Origin of the sequence: Gloeocapsopsis crepidinum LEGE 06123, assembly GCF_015207655.1 — a bacterium.
GTDB lineage: Bacteria > Cyanobacteriota > Cyanobacteriia > Cyanobacteriales > Chroococcidiopsidaceae > Gloeocapsopsis > Gloeocapsopsis crepidinum.
Map to the genome: position 1 here is coordinate 1 of NZ_JADEWN010000073.1, position 17,488 is coordinate 17,488.

The window sequence follows — 17,488 nt, forward strand, 5'->3', positions numbered from 1 at the left end:
CATCGTAGTCCCGTCAATTTTGGTGTTAATGTCCTCTGTGGTTTGATTGCTTATTGTCATCAGCCCAAAAAGCCCTCCCTTCACTTAGAATGGGCTTTACCTCCATCTGCTTAACCCGAACTCAGGTTACCTAGATTCTTGGGTGTAGGGTACACTCAAAAGGCTTACGTTATCCTAAAAACAACTTATAAGCTGGATTCTGGCTTTCATCCCAATAACGATAGCCTAAAGTATCGAGAAATGCTTGCCACTGTTTCATCTCGTGGGGTGGTACTTGCATCCCGACAACGATTCGCCCGTAATCTGCACCGTTGTTGCGGTAGTGAAATAAACTGATATTCCAATCAGGACTCATTGAACCAACAAACTTCATTAACGCGCCAGGGCGTTCGGGAAACTCAAAACGGTAGAGTAACTCATTGTGTGCCAGCGGAGAATGTCCGCCAACCATATGTCGTAGGTGCAACTTTGTCAGTTCGTCATCAGTTAAGTCAATTGTTTTAAAGCCACAACCTTCAAAAGTTTCGACTAACTTAGCCTGATCTGCACGGTTTTCAATTTGCACTCCTACAAAAATGTGCGCTTCTTTTTCATCTGCAATGCGATAGTTAAACTCGGTTAAGTTGCGCTTGCCAATACACTCACAAAACTTCCGCAGACTACCCTGTTGTTCTGGAATGGCAACTGCATAGATGGCTTCGCGGCGTTCGCCTAGTTCTGCACGTTCGGCAACAAAGCGCAAACGGTCAAAATTCATATTCGCACCGCAGGCAACTGCAATTAAGGTTTGTTCTTGAATTTGTTCGCGTTCTACATAAGCTTTTGCAGCAGCGATCGCCAATGCTCCTGCAGGTTCTAAAATTGAGCGTGTATCCTCAAACACGTCTTTAATTGCGGCACAGGTAGCATCCGTATCAACTAGCAGAATTTCATCAACATACTGCTGACACAAGTGAAACGTTTCTTCACCAACTTCGCGCACCGCAACGCCATCGGCAAATAAACCAACTTGCGACAATCGCACTCGTTTTCCGGCTTTGAGCGACTGATACATCGCATCTGCATCAACAGGTTCAACACCAATAATCTTAATTTCAGGGCGTAACCTCTTCACATATGCTGCAATTCCCGAAATCAATCCTCCACCACCAATCGCAACAAAAATCGCATGAATCGGCTGCTGATATTGCCGTAGAATTTCCATCCCAATCGTTCCCTGTCCCGCAATCACCTCCGGATCGTCAAACGGATGGATGAACGTCAAGCCTTTTTGTACTTCTAATTGTCGGGCATATGTATAGGCATCATCGTAGGTATCGCCATGCAATACGACTTCTCCACCACGCGATCGCACCGCATCGACTTTGACTTGAGGTGTTGTTACTGGCATAACAATAAATGCCTGTGTTCCCAATTGACGTGCGGCTAAAGCAACACCTTGCGCATGATTTCCTGCAGAAGCAGCAATGACACCCTGTGATAGCATCTCTGGTGGTAAATTTACCATTTTGTTGTAAGCACCCCGCAGTTTGAAGGAAAACACCGACTGCATATCTTCGCGCTTGAGGAAAATCTTGTTATTCAGCCGTGCGGATAGATTTGGAGCATAATCAAGTGGTGTTTCTTGCGCGACATCGTACACGCGGGCAGTCAGAATTTGTACTAGGTAGTCGCACAGCATGAGATGAGTCTATTCAAGTGCCAGATAAGAGATAATTTTACTTTACTGCGGGATAGGATGAGTAAAAGGAAAGCGCGATTGTGTGGTGACTACAGCAAATCGAGTAAAAAGACGAGAGCATCATGATTCAAACTTTACCGCAACGCATGAGCTTTGCAGAATTTGTCGAGTGGTATCCAGACAACGGCAGACGGTACGAGTTACACAATGGAATTGTTATCGAAATGCAACCCACTGGTTCACATGAACTAATTGCAGGTTTTCTGGCAGAAGAATTAACATTGGCGATTCGCAACGAAAAACTCCCCTACACAATTCCTCGAACTTGCTTACTGAAACCTCATCTACCTGATTCTGGATATCAACCAGATGTAGTGGTACTTAACCGCACAGTTCTTATAGATGAACCACTATGGGAGAAAGCATCAACGATTCAATACGGCAAGACGGTTCCCTTGGTAATTGAAGTTGTCAGTACCAATTGGCAGGATGATTATGCGCACAAGCTGGTGGAATATGAGGCAATGGGCATTCCTGAATACTGGATTGTTGATTTTCGGGCTTTGGGAGCAGTTCGCTATATTGGTAAGCCCAAGCAACCCACAATTACGGTGTGTCAGTTAATTGAAGGCGAATATCAAATCCAGCGCTTTGTTACAAATCAGCGTCTAAATTCTACCATTTTTCCAGGACTTGATTTAACCACTGACATGATTTTTCAAGCCGCACAAATGTAGGGTAAGGTCGTAGGCGATCGCTTCCAGCGCAGCGCTACGCGCAATCGCTTGTACGATAAATAAAAGCTAACTGTCATAACTATGCACCAACAACTCGTCTTCCCGACAATGGGCTGTGGCACTTGGGCGTGGGGTAATCGCTTGCTTTGGGGCTACGACGAAAGCATGGATAGTCAATTGCAAGCTGTTTTTAACCTTTGTGTGAGTAACGGTGTCACATTGTTTGATACGGGTGATTCTTATGGAACTGGGCGCTTGAACGGGCGCAGCGAATCGCTGTTGGGACGCTTTACTAGAGAGTATGACGGTTCGGGTAAAGAAGATATCTGCATTGCGACTAAGCTAGCGGCGTATCCTTGGAGATTAACACCTCAATCGATGGTGAAAGCTGGCAAATCTTCTGCCCAACGCTTGGGACGAAACGTGGATTTGGTACAGATGCACTGGTCTACTGCAAATTATGCGCCTTGGCAAGAAAAAGCACTTCTAGATGGTCTTGCGGATCTCTACGTGCAGGGATTAGTGAAAGGTGTAGGATTATCTAATTATGGACCAAAACGACTGCAATGGGTGCATAAAAGGTTTACTGAGCGAGGAGTACCAATTGCTACTCTACAAGTTCAATACTCATTGCTCTCTACCTATCCTGTGACACAGTTGAGAGTAAAAGATGTTTGTGATGAATTGGGAATAAAACTGATTGCCTACAGCCCACTTGCATTAGGTGTGCTAACAGGAAAATACTCCGAGAAGGGTCCTTTTCCAAAAGGTATTCGCGGGCTATTATTCCGACAGTTATTGCTAGGAACTCAACCACTATTATCATGTCTGCGCGAGATAGCTCAATCAAAAAACAAAACAATGTCGCAGGTAGCACTTAACTGGTGTATCTGTAAAGAAACTCTCCCCATTCCTGGAGCAAAAACTGTAGAACAGGCAAAAGAGAATATCGGTGCTTTAGGTTGGCAACTCAATGCTAACGAAATTGCAGAATTAGATCGAGCAGCAGCGAGTGTTGATAAAAGGATGGTACAAAATATCTTTCAGACTAAGTAAATTCTAATGCTTGTTGAACCACCTGTTTTATCTGTAACACCTGAGTATCAATAACAGTCAGCAGAATTTTATCTATACAGGGGAAACGACCGAGAGCTTATCCGTTGTTGTTCAAAGATAGGTTAGCGTGAAGTTATAGTGCTTTGAGGATGTTAGTAGGGTACTCGTAAAATAGATTAGTCGCATGAGATACATTAGTGCTAGTGAAGTTCTTGAGATTATCTTGTTTGAACAGCAAAACCTTTGGATTAAGCTACGCCCATCGATTGAGATTCTCCAAGGGATCTAAGAGGATAATAATTGCTGAAAAACGGTATATATGGCGTATATTTCCTTAAAACGGCAAAATCAAGACATTGGTTAGAGAGGAAGGGAAATTGACAGAATAAACTGAAGTACCAAGACAATATCTATGCCTCGAAAGATTCGAGAGTTGAAAGCTCAGATTGCGCGTGCAGGATTCGTTTACTTACCCAAACGTGGCAAAGGCAGTCATGAGCGTTGGCGGCATCCACTGCTGAGAAAAACACTGACAATCTCAGGCAAAAATGGAGATGATGTGCCACTCTATCTAGAAAAACAACTAGAAAAGTTACTAGCTGAACTAGAGGATTTAAGCGCGGAGGACGAGAATTTATGAGTCGGTACAGCATGATTATTCAATGGTCTGATGAAGATCAGCTTTTCCTAGTCACAATTCCAGAGTTTGCCGATCTCGTTGTAATGCCTTGCACTCACGGAAAAACTCGCGAAGAAGCAATTCACAACGGTGAAGAAGTTATTGAAATGTATTTAGAAGCTTGGCAAGCAGAAGGTGAATCTATCCCTGAACCAAGGACGCTGCAAGTTGCCTAATAATCGTAGCGATCGCGGCGGCATAACCGGAACGTTACACAGATAAACTTTTAGCTAAATACTCGATTAGGTGACTTCTGAGTGATGTTCTAGGTACCAATCAACTCCTGAAGAACTAGAATGCCTCGCGACTGGTCAGCTTGTATAGACATGTCCAATGCCACCTCTTCGTATTTGATAGTTTCAATCTGAAGCTTCGATCTTGAGAGTTTGCTCACTTCTATAATATGAATTCAAGCTTTTAGTATTGCAGTTAACATAGTATTCTAGGAGATCTCCTGAAGCGGCGATCGCCTTTGGTGCTAAGAAAAGCGCGATCGCACAACATCCACCCATGTTGATTTACGGGAGAATCTGGAAATAGCTAAAACAACGATGAACGCGCAGGACACACTAGAAAAATCTCATCGCAACGACTTTGCCTGGTGGTTCTGGTTCGTTGTGCCACTGTATCCGTTTAGCAAGCGGCGGACAATTCGCCAAGAGGTAGTTAAAGATACTGTTTGGACTTTTGACCAAATTCAGGGAATTTTCTATGTTGTCGTGCCAATTCGCATGACTGTTGTGAAGCTTGAGCAAGGCTTGCTCATCTATGCACCTGTTGCCCCTACTCCAGAGTGTATCGGGCTAGTCAACGAACTAGTTGCTGAACACGGCGACGTCAAGTATATTATTCTACCAACAATTTCCGGAATTGAACACAAAGTTTTTGTTGGTCCGTTTGCCCGTCGCTTTCCCCATGCTGAAGTATTTGTGGCGCCCAATCAGTGGAGTTTTCCGCTGAATTTACCGCTAAGTTGGCTGGGTTTTCCATCAAAACGCACGCACGTACTTCCCCAAGATAGTAGCCAAGCACCTTTTGCCGATGAGTGTGATTATGCTATTCTCGGTGCGATTGAGCTAGGACCAGGGCGATTCGCTGAAGTCGCATTCTTCCACAAGCGATCGCAGACATTACTTGTGACTGATTCGGTAGTTTCTGTATCAGAAGATCCACCAGCGATTGTGCAACTCGATCCCTATCCTTTACTCTTCCATGCCAAAGATAGTGCAGCGGAAGCGATCGCAGATACCCAAATCAATCGGCGTAAGGGATGGCAACGCACTGCACTGTTTGCTTTGTACTTCCGCCCTAGCGTACTCGATGTTGTTAGCTGGAGTGAGGTATTTCGCAATGCGATCATCGCACCAGATCGTTCGCGCAAAAGCTATTTTGGGTTATTTCCTTTCAAATGGACAAAGGATTGGCAACGGTCATTCGATGCGCTACGCGGAAATGGTCGTTTGTTTGTTGCACCAATTCTGCAAACACTCATTCTCAACCGCGCGCCCAAAGAAACTATCGATTGGGCTAATAAGATAGCAAGTTGGAACTTTGAGTGGATTATTCCTTGTCACTTTGATGCACCGATTAAAGCGCAACCGCATCAGTTTAGACAAGCCTTTTCTTTTTTAGAACAACAGGATGCATCTCCATTGCCTAAAGCAGATGTTCAACTCCTCAAAGACATTGATGCAGGTCTAACTAAGTTTGGTATTATACCACTACCACAAGACAAAAGTTAGCAAGACTTACAGAAGCCTCTAACTACCATTATTAGAATCAAGACTTAATACCCTTAAATCGAGCTTTTGCCGATTGAAATGCTTCTTGCATAACTGCTTGAATTTTCTGCGGATCGGGTTTTTTTCCTCCCATCAAGTCACCGAAGTAAACACACGCGGCTTCTCCTAATGACCAAGTATAAGCAGCAGCCCAGGAAGCCGCGATCGCACTGCCAAAACCAGGGATAAATTTCACAATCTCACGCCCAATGGCTTGGGCTAAAAAACCACCCGCGATCGCACTGACAACACCTCCGGCTTGTGATGGCGTTAATGTCTGTCCATACAATTTTCCAAGTAACCCCACCATTGATACTTGTAAAGCGGTCAACACGGGCATTGTGGCAAAAGGTAGCGGAACTGCGGCAAGGGTTGCTGCCATTATTGAAAATGGTAAGATGTAACGTCGTCCAACATCGCGGTAAAGGTTGCCGATCTTGTCGCCAACTTCCTGATCTAATAACTGATGAATTGCACGGGCTTCGGCTTCAGGAAGTAAGTCGGCAAGAGTATCTCGTAAGGCTTCTAAGCCATAAAACACTGGAGTATAGCCATCTTCTTCAAGAGTAAAGTCGATCGTGACGGAGCGATCGCACAATCCGCTAAATGTTTCTTGCATTGCGGCAAAGGCGCGATTCACATCGGTGTAGTTGGGTGGATATGTCGGATGATCTTCAATTTCAGGAGGATAAACTTCGTGCAAGCACGTTACAGCAAGTAAACAAGGAATCGCAGGATATTTCTGCCGCAGTTGTGTGGCAATTTGTCGCAGTGTATCAGTAGCAAAATCATTAATTTTGACCGTGAGAATTAAAACTCGCGCGCGGTTGCTTTCTTGCTGTAATCCAATTAATTCCTCAACAATGACTTGAGTATTTTGATTAACATCTCCAAGTCCAACAGTATCGGTAAAAATGAGTAACGGTAGATCGCTTGCAGGATAAGCATAGCGTTCTGTATGTTGCGTATGCGGGCGGAATCCTTGACCAATAATTTCTGCCGAAACGCCTGTAAGTCCTCGCACAATCGAACTTTTCCCCGCTTGAGGCTTACCAATCAACAGCGCTTCAGTTGTTGGTAATTCAGCGCGAACTGTCTCTAAAATCTCTGCCACTTGGGCATCACTAATACTGAACCATTTCGTCACAGTTTGTGCAGGATCGACAGGTAGGGCTTGCCAAAAACGCGATGTTGTGCTGCCCCAAAAACTGGTAATTTTGTTTTTCCAATCATTTATCACCGATTCATCGTGTTGAGAATCTGTGGGTGGCAATTTGGGATCGCGTTGTTCACTCATGCGCGTTACAACAGCAAATATAGAATAATTCTTGTGCGGCTGTTACCTTAATTTTAATTTATTGGACGCTTGGCGAATAAATTCGCAGCTAAACAAACAAAGTTCACCTGCGTGGACTCGTTCATAATATTTAATCATTGTGGTTAGTTCAAATCAGCTTGCTGTGCAATTTGTTTAGCTAGTTCAACTTCGTGCTTTAAGCGATCGCCTTCACCTTGAATTTCATCAGCCAAGGCTTCGAGATCGTCAGCGATTGACAGGACGGCTTGTTGCTTTTGTTTGAATTTTGCTAACTGATTGTCATAGTCTCCCGAAATTCGATCAATTTCCGCAAAAAGTTCTTTGTATTCATCAGGTGGATTCTCTAACCAACTGGTAAATTCTTTTTGATGTTGCTGTGCGATCGCTAGCGCCTGTTCCCAAGAAGATCTACAGCGCATATCCAGTGGTTTAAGATCCTCGTACTTTATTTTAAGTTGTCTAATCGTCTTGACTTTGACAATCTCATAAACTGTGGCTTTGAGTTTTTGCAGTTTCATGTCACTATCCCAACGTAGATTCTACTGCTGATAGCTTTTTGAGTTTGCGCAGGAATTGCTCATTCGTTGCGCGTAGTTGCTGATTTTCTGCTGTTAAGCTGAGAATTTGGTGTTTCTGTTCTTCAACTAAAGCCCTTGCTTCGTCGCGTTCCTTTTTATATCGTTGCGCGTGCGCAACTCTTCCGCCTAAACTTTGGTTATTTTTAGCAAGTTCGCGTCTGCGCTTTTCAACTGCATCATACTGCTTCTTGAGTTGCTCTAATTCTTTGTGTAGTTCTTCTGCTGCCTTGTTGCTTTCAATCTCAGATCGTAGCGCTTCATTCTCTGCTAACAACGAAGTTATGCGTGTTTCTAAGCTTTGCAATTGTTGATCTTTTCCGAAAAGTTTTTCTTGTAGTACCTTGATCAGACGAAATAGTTGAGATTTCTGTTGATGTATTTCTTGGTAAGCGTCTTCAAACTCGTTGGCGCGATCGCGCAGACAACCAGCCCGATACTGAAGAACTTTTGTGGTACATTCATATTTAATAATTGCAATAACTCGACTGCGTTCTGGTTCTGTTAGTTTTTGAACCTCAGCGCTTTGCCAAAGCAGGTCATAGTTAGTATATTCATGACGCAGTACTTGCGTGGGTATATGTTGGGCAATCGCTGCGATTTTTGCGTGGTTTTTTAACTGAACCCTGTTGTGCCAATAATCGAATAATGCTTTGTTGTCGTCCATGATAGAATCGCCTTTCAGCGCAGCCATTACTTCTAATCTCAAAGACTGAAACGCTGTGTACAAGAGTCTTGTTTTGAGTCTGCTTCAAGAAATCTTCATCTAGTTCAGCTAATTTTCACTATCTCGCTTAAGATTCAAATAAATTACTTGCCGAAAAAGTCTGCTGCCAAGATTTGTTCAATCGAATAAGGAAGTTCATTAGGAAAATCTGACAAAGGTAAATCTGTCTCGTTACTAGCTTGCAATACTGCTTTGGCATAGCATCTCGCTAGAGATTCGGGGCTAAGTAGTTTATTCTTTAATACAGTACTTTCTGCTATACTTTCGTCAAGTTCTACTCTGGCATCTTTCATTGAAATAATCCAACTCTTATCAGGATAATCAGGCTGTACGTTGAGCTTGAGTAAATGTTTGAGGAGTCGGACGAGGTGACTTTGTGCAGCTTTGATCTCACGTCGCGACATATCTCTTACTTCTTCAACAAGATTAGCTAAGTCAAGTTTTTGAAATTCTTCGGTTTCTAGGATTAGTGCTTGTTGTTCTGCCCAAGCGACAAAATCTTTTGAATACATACTGTCAGTCATAACTACGCTCCTTGTCATACTCAAGGTAGTAGACTTTAATTGAATTCTTTAAAAGCTGGTGACAAGATTTGAACTTGCGACCGGCTGATTACAAATCAGCTGCTCTACCACTGAGCTACACCAGCACAATAGTTGAGTATAGCAAAAAAGTTGTGATTGAATCAAGACTTTTGTCAAAGCGAAGTAGATAGGCTTAGTTAGACATCACACCTGCTGGGGCGGTACTCGGTAATGGGGAATGGGAAGTTACTCAATATTCTTACCAATTACCAGTTACCAGTTACCAACCTTTTAACTACGTTTATTTTCACCCACTTACTGATTGTTACAAAACGACTACCTATGTACTGGGCTAAGTGAAAAAAATCTGGTACGGTTTATCTTTATCAGGTAAACGCAGGTAACATCCAGGATTGGCATGGCAGCATTCACAGGACGCGATTTATTAAGCTTGGCTGACTTAGACGCAGATGAAGTGAAACAGTTATTGCAACTCGCAGCAGAATTAAAAGCGGGAAAGCAACTGCACTGTAATAAAGTCCTGGGACTACTGTTTTACAAAGCTTCCACGCGCACGCGGGTGAGTTTCTCCGTCGCGATGTATCAACTGGGCGGACAAGTCATTGATTTGAATCCTGATGTGACTCAAGTGAGTCGCGGCGAACCTGTAGAGGATACAGCGCGGGTTTTAGATCGCTATTTAGATATTTTGGCAATTCGTACGTTTGAACAGCAACAACTGGAAACTTTTGCACACTACGCTAAAATTCCGGTAATTAACGCGTTAAGTGACTTGGAGCATCCTTGTCAAATATTAGCTGATTTGTTAACCGTTCAAGAGTGTTTTGGTAATTTAGCAGGATTAACGTTGACTTACGTCGGCGATGGCAATAATGTCGCACACTCGCTGATGTTGGGTTGTGCATTGGTGGGAATGAATGTCCGCGTTGCAACACCTGCGGAATTTGTACCGGATGCTGAAGTTGTCGCGCAAGCAAAAGCGATCGCCCAAAATAAAACTGAAGTGACTGTTACTCAAGATCCTGAAGCTGCGGCAAAAGGCGCTAGCGTACTTTATACAGATGTATGGGCAAGTATGGGGCAAGAATCACAAGCAACTTCAAGAATTCCTGTATTTCAGCCGTATCAAATTAACGAACAGCTATTAGGTCTTGCTGACGCTGAAGCGATTGTTTTACACTGCCTACCAGCGCATCGCGGTGAAGAAATTACAGATGGTGTGATGGAAGGTTCTCAATCACGAGTATGGGATCAAGCAGAAAACCGACTTCATGCACAAAAGGCGCTACTAGCAAGTTTGTTAGGAGTTGAATGAGAGGTGAGTGAATAGTAAACTTACCATCACCAATTGCCAAGAGCATAATTTTCAAAGAAAAATTACTTTATCAGTAGTTTCTTTTGCTATTCGGGGCAATAATGTAGTACGAATGTTCTTATAGATATTTATATTTTAGCTCCCGAACCATGATGGAACCCCTCACCGAAGCTCAACAACAATTGTATGACTGGCTAAGTGAATATATTCGCCAACACCAGCACTCGCCATCGATTCGTCAGATGATGCAGGCGATGAATTTGAAGTCACCTGCACCGATTCAAAGTCGTTTAGAACATCTCCGCATCAAAGGATACATCGAATGGACAGAAGGTAAAGCAAGAACAATTCGGATACTCAACCGCGTACAACAAAGTGTACCCGTTTTGGGTGCGATCGCTGCGGGTGGTTTACTTGAACCATTCACTGATACTGTGGAACAGTTGGATTTTTCTAACTTATTTTTACCGCCCCATACATATGCTTTGCGCGTTGTCGGCGACAGTATGATTGAAGATTTGATTACAGAAGGTGACTTGGCAATTATGCGCCCAGTTTCCGAACCAGAAAAACTGCGCAATGGTACCATTGTTGCTGCGCGAGTAGATGGATACGGTACAACGTTGAAACGATTTTATCGTCGCGGCGATCGCGTAACTCTTAAACCAGCAAATCCTAAATACAATCCAATTGAAGTTGTGGCAACGCAAGTACAAGTACAAGGTATGCTTGTTGGTGTTTGGCGTGACTATAACTAATAGCGATTAGCAATGAGCTTTTAGCTGTTAGCTAAATCCACAACAACGTCGAAGTTTAAATAAAAAATGCGGCGGATGATTTTACAGGCTATTAGCAATTCGAGTCGCTAATAGCTTTGTGCTTTCAGTGCATAAAAGTATTTTATAATACTATCATCTAAGTAATCTCCGAGAAAAATAGCAGATTGTAGATTAAATTGCTATTGTGAGTTGCTGCATGAAGCAACAACGATGAATGATGTTGATTAATTGAGAAGTTAGAGTTGCCGCAAGTTCGGGGTTTTTAAGTTAGATGTACCTACAACAATATCCGGTTAAACAAACACAGTCGAAGCGATATTCCCACTCTCAACGCGATGCCTTCGGCGGTTCGCGTTCGCGTAGCGTCTCGAAGAGAAGCGACCATCGCACTAAACTTCGCTTAGTTACTGCTGCAGAAAACAAAGGCGATTATCAAGTTGATTTATCTTCAGTAAATAAGATACCACCAGGTTGTCCGCAAATACCACTCTCAATTCAACTACGTCAGTACCAACGTCAAGCTGTAGCAAGTTGGTTTGCTAATAATGGTAGAGGTACGCTCAAAATGGCGACTGGCAGTGGTAAGACGATTACAGCACTCTGCATTGCTGCTCAACTGTATCAAAAAATCGGGCTACAAGTCTTGTTAGTCGTTTGCCCGTATCAACATTTAGTAACTCAATGGGCAAAGGAATGTGAGAAATTTAACCTACGACCGATTTTAGCTTTCGAGAATTTACGCAAGTGGCACTCTGCACTATCCACTCAATTGTATAACGTGCGTTCTGGCAATCAAAGGTTTGTGACTATAATTACCACGAATTCGACTTTAATTAGTGATGGATTTCAATCGCAACTCAAGTATTTTCCTGAGAAAACGTTGATTGTGGGAGACGAAGCGCATAATTTAGGCGCACCCCGATTAGAAGAATGCTTACCGCGCCGTGTAGGTTTAAGGTTAGCACTTTCAGCAACACCCGAAAGATATTTTGATGAGGAAGGAACGCAATCTTTATTTGATTATTTTGGAAACGTTCTGCAACCTGAGTTTACTTTGAGAGATGCGATCGCACAAGGCGCTTTAGTACATTATCTCTACTATCCTATTTTGGTGGAATTAACCGAAGCAGAAAGTATAGCTTATGCCAAATTAACGAAAAGAATAGGCAGGGCATTGTTATTTCAACAACGCGATAATATCTCCCTAGAGAACTTAGAGAACGAAGATTTAACCCCGTTACTCATGCAACGCGCTAGATTAATCGGTGCCGCTGAAAATAAATTAAATGCTTTACGTGACTTGATGGTGAATCGCCGCGAAACGACTCATACTCTTTTTTATTGCAGTGACAGCGTACAGAATATTGCACAGCGTTCTTCACTCGATCAACTCAATGCTGTTGCTAAAACTTTAGGAGTCGAACTTGGTTTTCGAGTCAGTACTTACACTGCCCAAACACCTTTACAAAAGCGCGAAAACTTACGTTACCAATTTGAAACAGGTGAATTACAGGGTTTAGTTGCAATTCGTTGTTTAGATGAAGGTGTTGATATTCCTGCCATTAGAACAGCAGTGATTTTAGCAAGTTCAGGAAATCCTCGGCAATTTATCCAGCGTCGCGGCAGAGTTTTGCGCCCGCACCCAGGTAAAGAACGCGCCACAATATTTGACATGATTGTTTTACCACCAGAGTTAGATCGAGAAGCTTTAGAAGTTGAGCGCAATTTGCTACGTAAAGAGTTGCGACGGTTTGTCGAATTTGCAGATTTGGCTGATAATTCTGGTGAAGCAAGAATGCAATTATTCAGCTTACAAAAAAGATACGATTTATTGGATTTTTAAAAGTACCTAAGCTTATTTAAGGCGATCGCCCTCTACCAATCTTTACTCACTGTACCGATAATCTGATGCTAATCAATCTTAAATACTGATAGACAACTAGAAGCGGCATAATGGTAAGCAGCAGGCAACTTTGAACTCTTACTGATAACCTCTCCACTGTCCGCACCAAGACATTGTTAGTCTGCCGATTACTATAGCCCCAATGTATTCAATGCCACATCAATGTTTTGTGTTGGTAGTGAGCCAATAACACGATAAACTGCTGAAAGCACGATTGTTGCTAAGTTATCTGTCATCACAACTGAATCTGTCAGCAAACCTGAGTGTTTTCCTTCTGAAGAATTCAGCAAATATAGTTACACGACTAGGATGCCTTGCTCGAAACATTTGGCTAGTAATCATAGCAACAATAATCTGGGGTATTTCCGTTTGTAAGTCATCCGCTTGCACGATCAAGGCAGGTCGTGTTTAGCAGAACTCAAGTTAGAGTTAGGGAAGAGTACCAGAACAACATCACCTCGCTTCAAGGTGAGCTTTGGCGTTATCGTAGTTGTCATAAACACTCATTTCGGGACTATCCCAATCATCCGAGAAGGTAGCAAGATTTGCTTTTAGCACTTTAGCATGCTCTCTATCGATGCCCTGAGATTCTAAATCAATCTCGTTTGAGCCGACAAAGGTAACAATTACCCTAGTTCCTTCAGGTATATTATTGGGAGCTTCTCTGAGTTCTACACGACCATTGTGGTAAATGCCTTCAACACTTACTAACATTTTTACCTCCCTAAAACTCAAGCTTAACAAAATTCTAATTTGGACAAGAACTTACTTTTGACTTCCCTAATACTGCGTTGCAAAGAATGGAACTAAGATTTTGGAAAAGAGGCAAAAGTTAGCTTGCCTTAAGGACTGCTTTTAGAAACGCTGTCACAACTGGATGAGGAGTTTGAAAAGTTGAACGGGCTTGAGGGACAAACAGCATTCCAATAAAAAAGGGATGATCGGGAAGCTCAATAACTCGTACTTCACCTTCGCTATCTGAACCTGTTACCCTTAATGATTGACTCTTCAAGTAAGGTACATAATCTGGATTGACTCCAAAATTGCAATAGTATTGTTCAACGGCTGTTAAAGAATTATAAATTGTCGCAATTTGAGATCCTTCTATAAAAGCTAGCTTCATTTCTCTTCCTGCTAGCGAACAATAGAGTTGAGAAATAAAAAGATGCGAGGCATAGGGATCGTTCTCCTGGCTTTGAGCATCCTTAAAGCCAAGAACACTGCGTGCATACTCAATCACCATGTGCTGGAATCCCCCACAAGTTCCTAAACAGGGGATTTTGTTCTCGCGAGCATAACAGATTGCCCAAAGCATCTTATCCATATTTTTATACGGACTACCTGGAGCAACCCAAATTCCAGCGTAGTTGTCAAATAGTGAACTGTTAATGTTCTCAGTTGAAACCCAGCGCCCCTCAATTTCAGATGCTAGCAATGAACGGGAATGAGTGATCGCCAAGTCGGTTGCAATATGTGGTTCAAACGTGGCTGTATATTCTCCAAGTATTGCAATACAAGTCACTGCTAACAGCTCCTAATTCTGTAGTTTAGTCCAGCTTAGTTGCTATAAAATGATGAGTCAAATTGATTTATTACATAAATTACATGAAACGAATTCATATCACTCTGGCACAGATTCAAGCATTTGTAACAGTTGCAGAAGCTAGGAGTTTTACCATCGCAAGTGAACACTTAGGAATGACTCAATCAGCCGTAAGTCATGCGGTTGCAGCTTTAGAAAAAGAACTTCAGGTTTCTCTATTAGAGCGCGATCGCAATGGTATTTTTATAACTGAAATCGGGCAACGAGTCTTGCTCTATGCTCAGGATATGCTAACCAATGCAGAACGCATTCGCCAGGAAACATCAGCCGCAGTGGGGTTGGCAACTGGAAAAGTTCGCTTAGGTAGTTTTCCCAGTGTCTCTGCTCGTTTTCTGCCAGGACTTTTACGCCAATTCCGGCAACGTTACCCTGGTATTGAAGTAGTTTTGTTTGAAGGAACTGATGATGAAGTAAGAGAGTGGATTCATACTCGTGCAGTGGACGTCGGTGTTGTTGTCTTACCTGCTGACGGGTTAGAGACAGTATCTATTGCTCAAGATGAGTTTTTAGCAGTAGTTGCACGCAACCATCAACTTGCAGAACAACGTCAGATTCATATCCGTCAACTTTCACATGAACCATTTATTATGTCGAAAGCAGGCTGTCAGCCTCTGATTACAGCTATGTTTCGCCAAGCAAAAATAACTCCTAAAACTCAGTTTGAAGTTATCGATTTGCGGACAATTTTTGCGATGGTTCAAGAGGGAATGGGCGTGACTATTGTACCTGAGATGGCTCTCCCAACTGATTCTTCCGGTCTTCATGTAATGTCTCTTAAACCCAAACATTTTAGGCATCTTGCTTTTGCTGTTCCATCACTAGCAACAGCTACACCTGCGGTTGTAGAATTTTTAAACGAGGCAAAGGTTTGGATGCAATCTTTATGCAGCGACGTTGCGACCTAACTTGATACCAATTAATGCAGGTAGTGACTTTTGATATTTGTTTTTCGAGATAAAAGATGTAAATTGTAGTGCTAGTTTCTATGGAGTATTTTGACAAAATAGGGTATACTTAAGATGATGGAAATATTAGCAAAAATTTTAAAGTAAGTAAAATTTCCATTATGAAGAAAATCCTTTACTATTTATATAGTATCAGGAAACAAAATCAAAAATAAAGTCCTTTGTTACATTTAGAAAAACTTAATATTATTCAATCCTCTAATGCATAGATAGCTGGAAGTTGTCGATATTGTTCATCCATATCAATACCATAGCCGACAACAAAGCGATCGCCAATTGTTACGCCCAAATAATCAATCTCAACTGAAACTTGACGACGAGAAGGTTTACTTAGTAATGCACACAGCTTAAGCGATGCTGGGTTTTGAATTTGTATTGCTTGCAGTGCTGTTGAAGTAGAAAGTCCCGTATCTACAATGTCTTCTATCAAAATGACATCTTGATGAGTAGCGACACCTAGCGTTAGCCCCATCAACATTTTAACCTCCCCTGAACTCACTGTTGCAGAACCATAGCTTGATAGCCGCATCAATTCAATATTGCGAATGGGAGTTTGCATTTGACGGATGAGATCGGCAAGAAAGACAAATGAACCTTTGAGGACACCAACTAAAACCGGAGTGCGATCGCGATAGTCTCGATCCAACTCATATGCTAGACGTTTAACAAGATCAGCAATTTCTTGCTGAGAAATGAGCAGAACTTTGTTTGCCATAATTTTTCTTAGCATCACAGACGGAGATGCTGACAACTTCAAATCGCAACTAGTATCAAGATACGAATGCTTTTGCCATAAAATCATCTAACTCTGTAATTTTTGCTTGTTTTTCTTCAGGACTCAAAAAGGTTGCTTGAAAAGAATTCTTCATCATTTGATAAATATCTTGTTGACTCAAGCCCAAAGCTGCCTGAATTTGTTGTAAATTCTCAGCAATATAGCCGCCAAAATAAGACGGATCGTCCGAATTTACTGTAACGCACAACCCCATATGCAATAGTTGTTTAATATTATGTTTCTCCATCGAATCGAAAACACATAGTTTAATATTTGATAGCGGACAAACGGTGAGTGGAATTTGCTGTTCAATCAAATATTTTACAAGTTGGGAATCTTCAATGCAGCGCACGCCATGATCGATGCGAGACACGCCTAATAGCTTAATCGCTTCCCAGATATAATCTGGTGGTCCTTCTTCCCCTGCGTGTGCTACGGTATAAAATCCAGCTTCTCTTGCTCGATCAAACACCCGCTTAAACTTTGATGGTGGGTTGCCCATCTCAGAAGAATCTAAGCCCACAGCAACAATAGTATCCTTGTAAGGCAAGGCTTGTTCGAGAGTTGCCATTGCTGATTCGGCACTCAAATGTCGTAAAAAACATAGAATTAAGTAAGAAGAGATACCAAATTCTTCTTGAGCATCTTGCAATGCTTGGTAGATACCAGCATGAACTATTTCAAACTCAATTCCGCGAGAGGTATGTGCTTGCGGGTCAAAAAATATTTCGGTGTGCTGTACATTCTCTGCTGCAGCTGTTTGCAGATATGCCCAAGTTAAGTCATAAAAATCTTGTTGCGTCTGCAATACACCCATTCCAGCATAGTAAAGATCGAGAAACGATTGTAGATTTTGAAAGTTGTATGCATCGCGAACTTCTTGAACTGATTTATAAGGCAGTTCAATACCATTGCGCTTTGCCAAGGTAAACATCATTTCTGGTTCGAGGGAACCTTCAATATGAATATGCAGTTCAGCTTTAGGAATCTCTTGAAGAAAGGTATCCATTGTTTTTGAATAGAAGTTAAGAAATAGGTAATGGGTAATT

20 protein-coding genes, 1 tRNA gene and 1 pseudogene are annotated in these 17,488 nt (G+C 42.2%); 10 read left to right on the top strand and 12 right to left on the bottom strand.

All coding sequences use genetic code 11. The features are described from left to right. Window positions 1-114 (top strand): annotated as a pseudogene (locus tag IQ230_RS27775) (IS982 family transposase); the annotation flags it as partial. A 55-nt stretch (window positions 115-169) separates the two neighbouring features. On the opposite strand, the gene ilvA reads toward IQ230_RS27775, so the two are convergent. Beyond that, window positions 170-1,681: a threonine ammonia-lyase, biosynthetic gene (gene ilvA, locus IQ230_RS22055; RefSeq protein ID WP_193934386.1), complete on the bottom strand. Its 1,512-nt coding sequence runs from the start codon at window positions 1,679-1,681 to the stop codon at window positions 170-172. A gap of 122 nt (window positions 1,682-1,803) precedes the next feature. Here ilvA and IQ230_RS22060 point away from each other — a divergent pair, with 122 nt between their 5' ends. The 5 genes from IQ230_RS22060 to IQ230_RS22080 all read left to right on the top strand — a co-directional run bounded on the left by IQ230_RS22060 (window position 1,804) and on the right by IQ230_RS22080 (window position 5,895). Continuing rightward, window positions 1,804-2,418: a Uma2 family endonuclease gene (locus tag IQ230_RS22060; RefSeq protein ID WP_193934387.1), complete on the top strand. Its 615-nt coding sequence runs from the start codon at window positions 1,804-1,806 to the stop codon at window positions 2,416-2,418. Window positions 2,419-2,499: 81 nt separating this feature from the next. Further along, a complete protein-coding gene (locus IQ230_RS22065; protein ID WP_193934388.1) occupies window positions 2,500-3,474 on the top strand; it encodes an aldo/keto reductase in 975 nt (324 codons plus the stop codon). A 412-nt stretch (window positions 3,475-3,886) separates the two neighbouring features. Continuing rightward, window positions 3,887-4,114, top strand: a complete 228-nt coding sequence (locus IQ230_RS22070; RefSeq protein ID WP_193934389.1) for a type II toxin-antitoxin system HicA family toxin — start codon at window positions 3,887-3,889, stop codon at window positions 4,112-4,114. Next, window positions 4,111-4,329: a type II toxin-antitoxin system HicB family antitoxin gene (locus tag IQ230_RS22075; protein ID WP_193934390.1), complete on the top strand. Its 219-nt coding sequence runs from the start codon at window positions 4,111-4,113 to the stop codon at window positions 4,327-4,329. Before IQ230_RS22070 ends, IQ230_RS22075 begins: the two co-directional genes overlap by 4 nt. Before the next feature lie 375 nt (window positions 4,330-4,704). Then, window positions 4,705-5,895 carry a DUF4336 domain-containing protein gene (locus tag IQ230_RS22080; protein WP_193934391.1) on the top strand — a complete coding sequence of 397 codons (1,191 nt, stop codon included), beginning with the start codon at window positions 4,705-4,707 and terminating at the stop codon, window positions 5,893-5,895. 37 nt (window positions 5,896-5,932) lie between these two features. Here the strand turns inward: IQ230_RS22080 and IQ230_RS22085 are convergent, their stop codons facing one another. From IQ230_RS22085 to IQ230_RS22105, 5 genes are all read right to left on the bottom strand, one after another. After that, window positions 5,933-7,231, bottom strand: a complete 1,299-nt coding sequence (locus IQ230_RS22085) for a GTPase family protein (RefSeq protein ID WP_193934392.1) — start codon at window positions 7,229-7,231, stop codon at window positions 5,933-5,935. 143 nt (window positions 7,232-7,374) lie between these two features. Then, complete coding sequence (locus IQ230_RS22090) at window positions 7,375-7,770, bottom strand: hypothetical protein (protein WP_193934393.1); 396 nt, start codon at window positions 7,768-7,770, stop codon at window positions 7,375-7,377. 4 nt (window positions 7,771-7,774) lie between these two features. After that, a complete protein-coding gene (locus tag IQ230_RS22095; RefSeq protein WP_228055229.1) occupies window positions 7,775-8,521 on the bottom strand; it encodes a hypothetical protein in 747 nt (248 codons plus the stop codon). 116 nt (window positions 8,522-8,637) lie between these two features. Beyond that, window positions 8,638-9,078 (bottom strand): DUF29 domain-containing protein, encoded by a 441-nt coding sequence (locus IQ230_RS22100; protein WP_193934394.1) that lies wholly within the window; start codon window positions 9,076-9,078, stop codon window positions 8,638-8,640. A gap of 53 nt (window positions 9,079-9,131) precedes the next feature. Continuing rightward, window positions 9,132-9,203, bottom strand: a tRNA-Thr gene (locus IQ230_RS22105). A gap of 293 nt (window positions 9,204-9,496) precedes the next feature. Between IQ230_RS22105 and argF the strand changes: the two genes are divergently transcribed. From argF to IQ230_RS22120, 3 genes are all read left to right on the top strand, one after another. After that, the gene (gene argF / locus IQ230_RS22110) at window positions 9,497-10,414 is read left to right on the top strand and encodes an ornithine carbamoyltransferase (protein WP_193934395.1); all 918 of its coding nucleotides are present in this window, start codon (window positions 9,497-9,499) and stop codon (window positions 10,412-10,414) included. Between the two features lie 152 nt (window positions 10,415-10,566). Next, on the top strand, window positions 10,567-11,172 hold the full coding sequence (lexA, locus tag IQ230_RS22115; RefSeq protein ID WP_193934413.1) for a transcriptional repressor LexA: 606 nt from the start codon (window positions 10,567-10,569) through the stop codon (window positions 11,170-11,172). Window positions 11,173-11,464: 292 nt separating this feature from the next. Beyond that, window positions 11,465-13,036, top strand: a complete 1,572-nt coding sequence (locus IQ230_RS22120) for a DNA phosphorothioation system restriction enzyme (protein ID WP_193934396.1) — start codon at window positions 11,465-11,467, stop codon at window positions 13,034-13,036. Between the two features lie 191 nt (window positions 13,037-13,227). Here the strand turns inward: IQ230_RS22120 and IQ230_RS26975 are convergent, their stop codons facing one another. The 4 genes from IQ230_RS26975 to IQ230_RS22135 all read right to left on the bottom strand — a co-directional run bounded on the left by IQ230_RS26975 (window position 13,228) and on the right by IQ230_RS22135 (window position 14,618). Further along, window positions 13,228-13,386, bottom strand: a complete 159-nt coding sequence (locus tag IQ230_RS26975; protein WP_228055234.1) for a hypothetical protein — start codon at window positions 13,384-13,386, stop codon at window positions 13,228-13,230. Then, window positions 13,322-13,486 (bottom strand): hypothetical protein, encoded by a 165-nt coding sequence (locus IQ230_RS27995; protein WP_407646703.1) that lies wholly within the window; start codon window positions 13,484-13,486, stop codon window positions 13,322-13,324. The genes IQ230_RS26975 and IQ230_RS27995 overlap by 65 nt, the downstream gene beginning before the upstream one ends. Before the next feature lie 63 nt (window positions 13,487-13,549). After that, window positions 13,550-13,810, bottom strand: a complete 261-nt coding sequence (locus IQ230_RS22130) for a hypothetical protein (protein WP_193934397.1) — start codon at window positions 13,808-13,810, stop codon at window positions 13,550-13,552. Between the two features lie 118 nt (window positions 13,811-13,928). Next, complete coding sequence (locus IQ230_RS22135; RefSeq protein ID WP_193934398.1) at window positions 13,929-14,618, bottom strand: CTP synthase C-terminal region-related (seleno)protein; 690 nt, start codon at window positions 14,616-14,618, stop codon at window positions 13,929-13,931. 83 nt (window positions 14,619-14,701) lie between these two features. On the opposite strand from IQ230_RS22135, the gene IQ230_RS22140 reads away from it, so the two are divergent. Then, a complete protein-coding gene (locus IQ230_RS22140; protein WP_193934399.1) occupies window positions 14,702-15,604 on the top strand; it encodes a LysR family transcriptional regulator in 903 nt (300 codons plus the stop codon). 250 nt (window positions 15,605-15,854) lie between these two features. On the opposite strand, the gene hpt is transcribed toward IQ230_RS22140, so the two are convergent. Then, window positions 15,855-16,379: a hypoxanthine phosphoribosyltransferase gene (gene hpt, locus IQ230_RS22145; RefSeq protein WP_193934400.1), complete on the bottom strand. Its 525-nt coding sequence runs from the start codon at window positions 16,377-16,379 to the stop codon at window positions 15,855-15,857. Window positions 16,380-16,434: 55 nt separating this feature from the next. After that, window positions 16,435-17,448: an adenosine deaminase gene (locus IQ230_RS22150; RefSeq protein ID WP_193934401.1), complete on the bottom strand. Its 1,014-nt coding sequence runs from the start codon at window positions 17,446-17,448 to the stop codon at window positions 16,435-16,437. Between the last annotated feature and the right edge of the window lie 40 nt (window positions 17,449-17,488).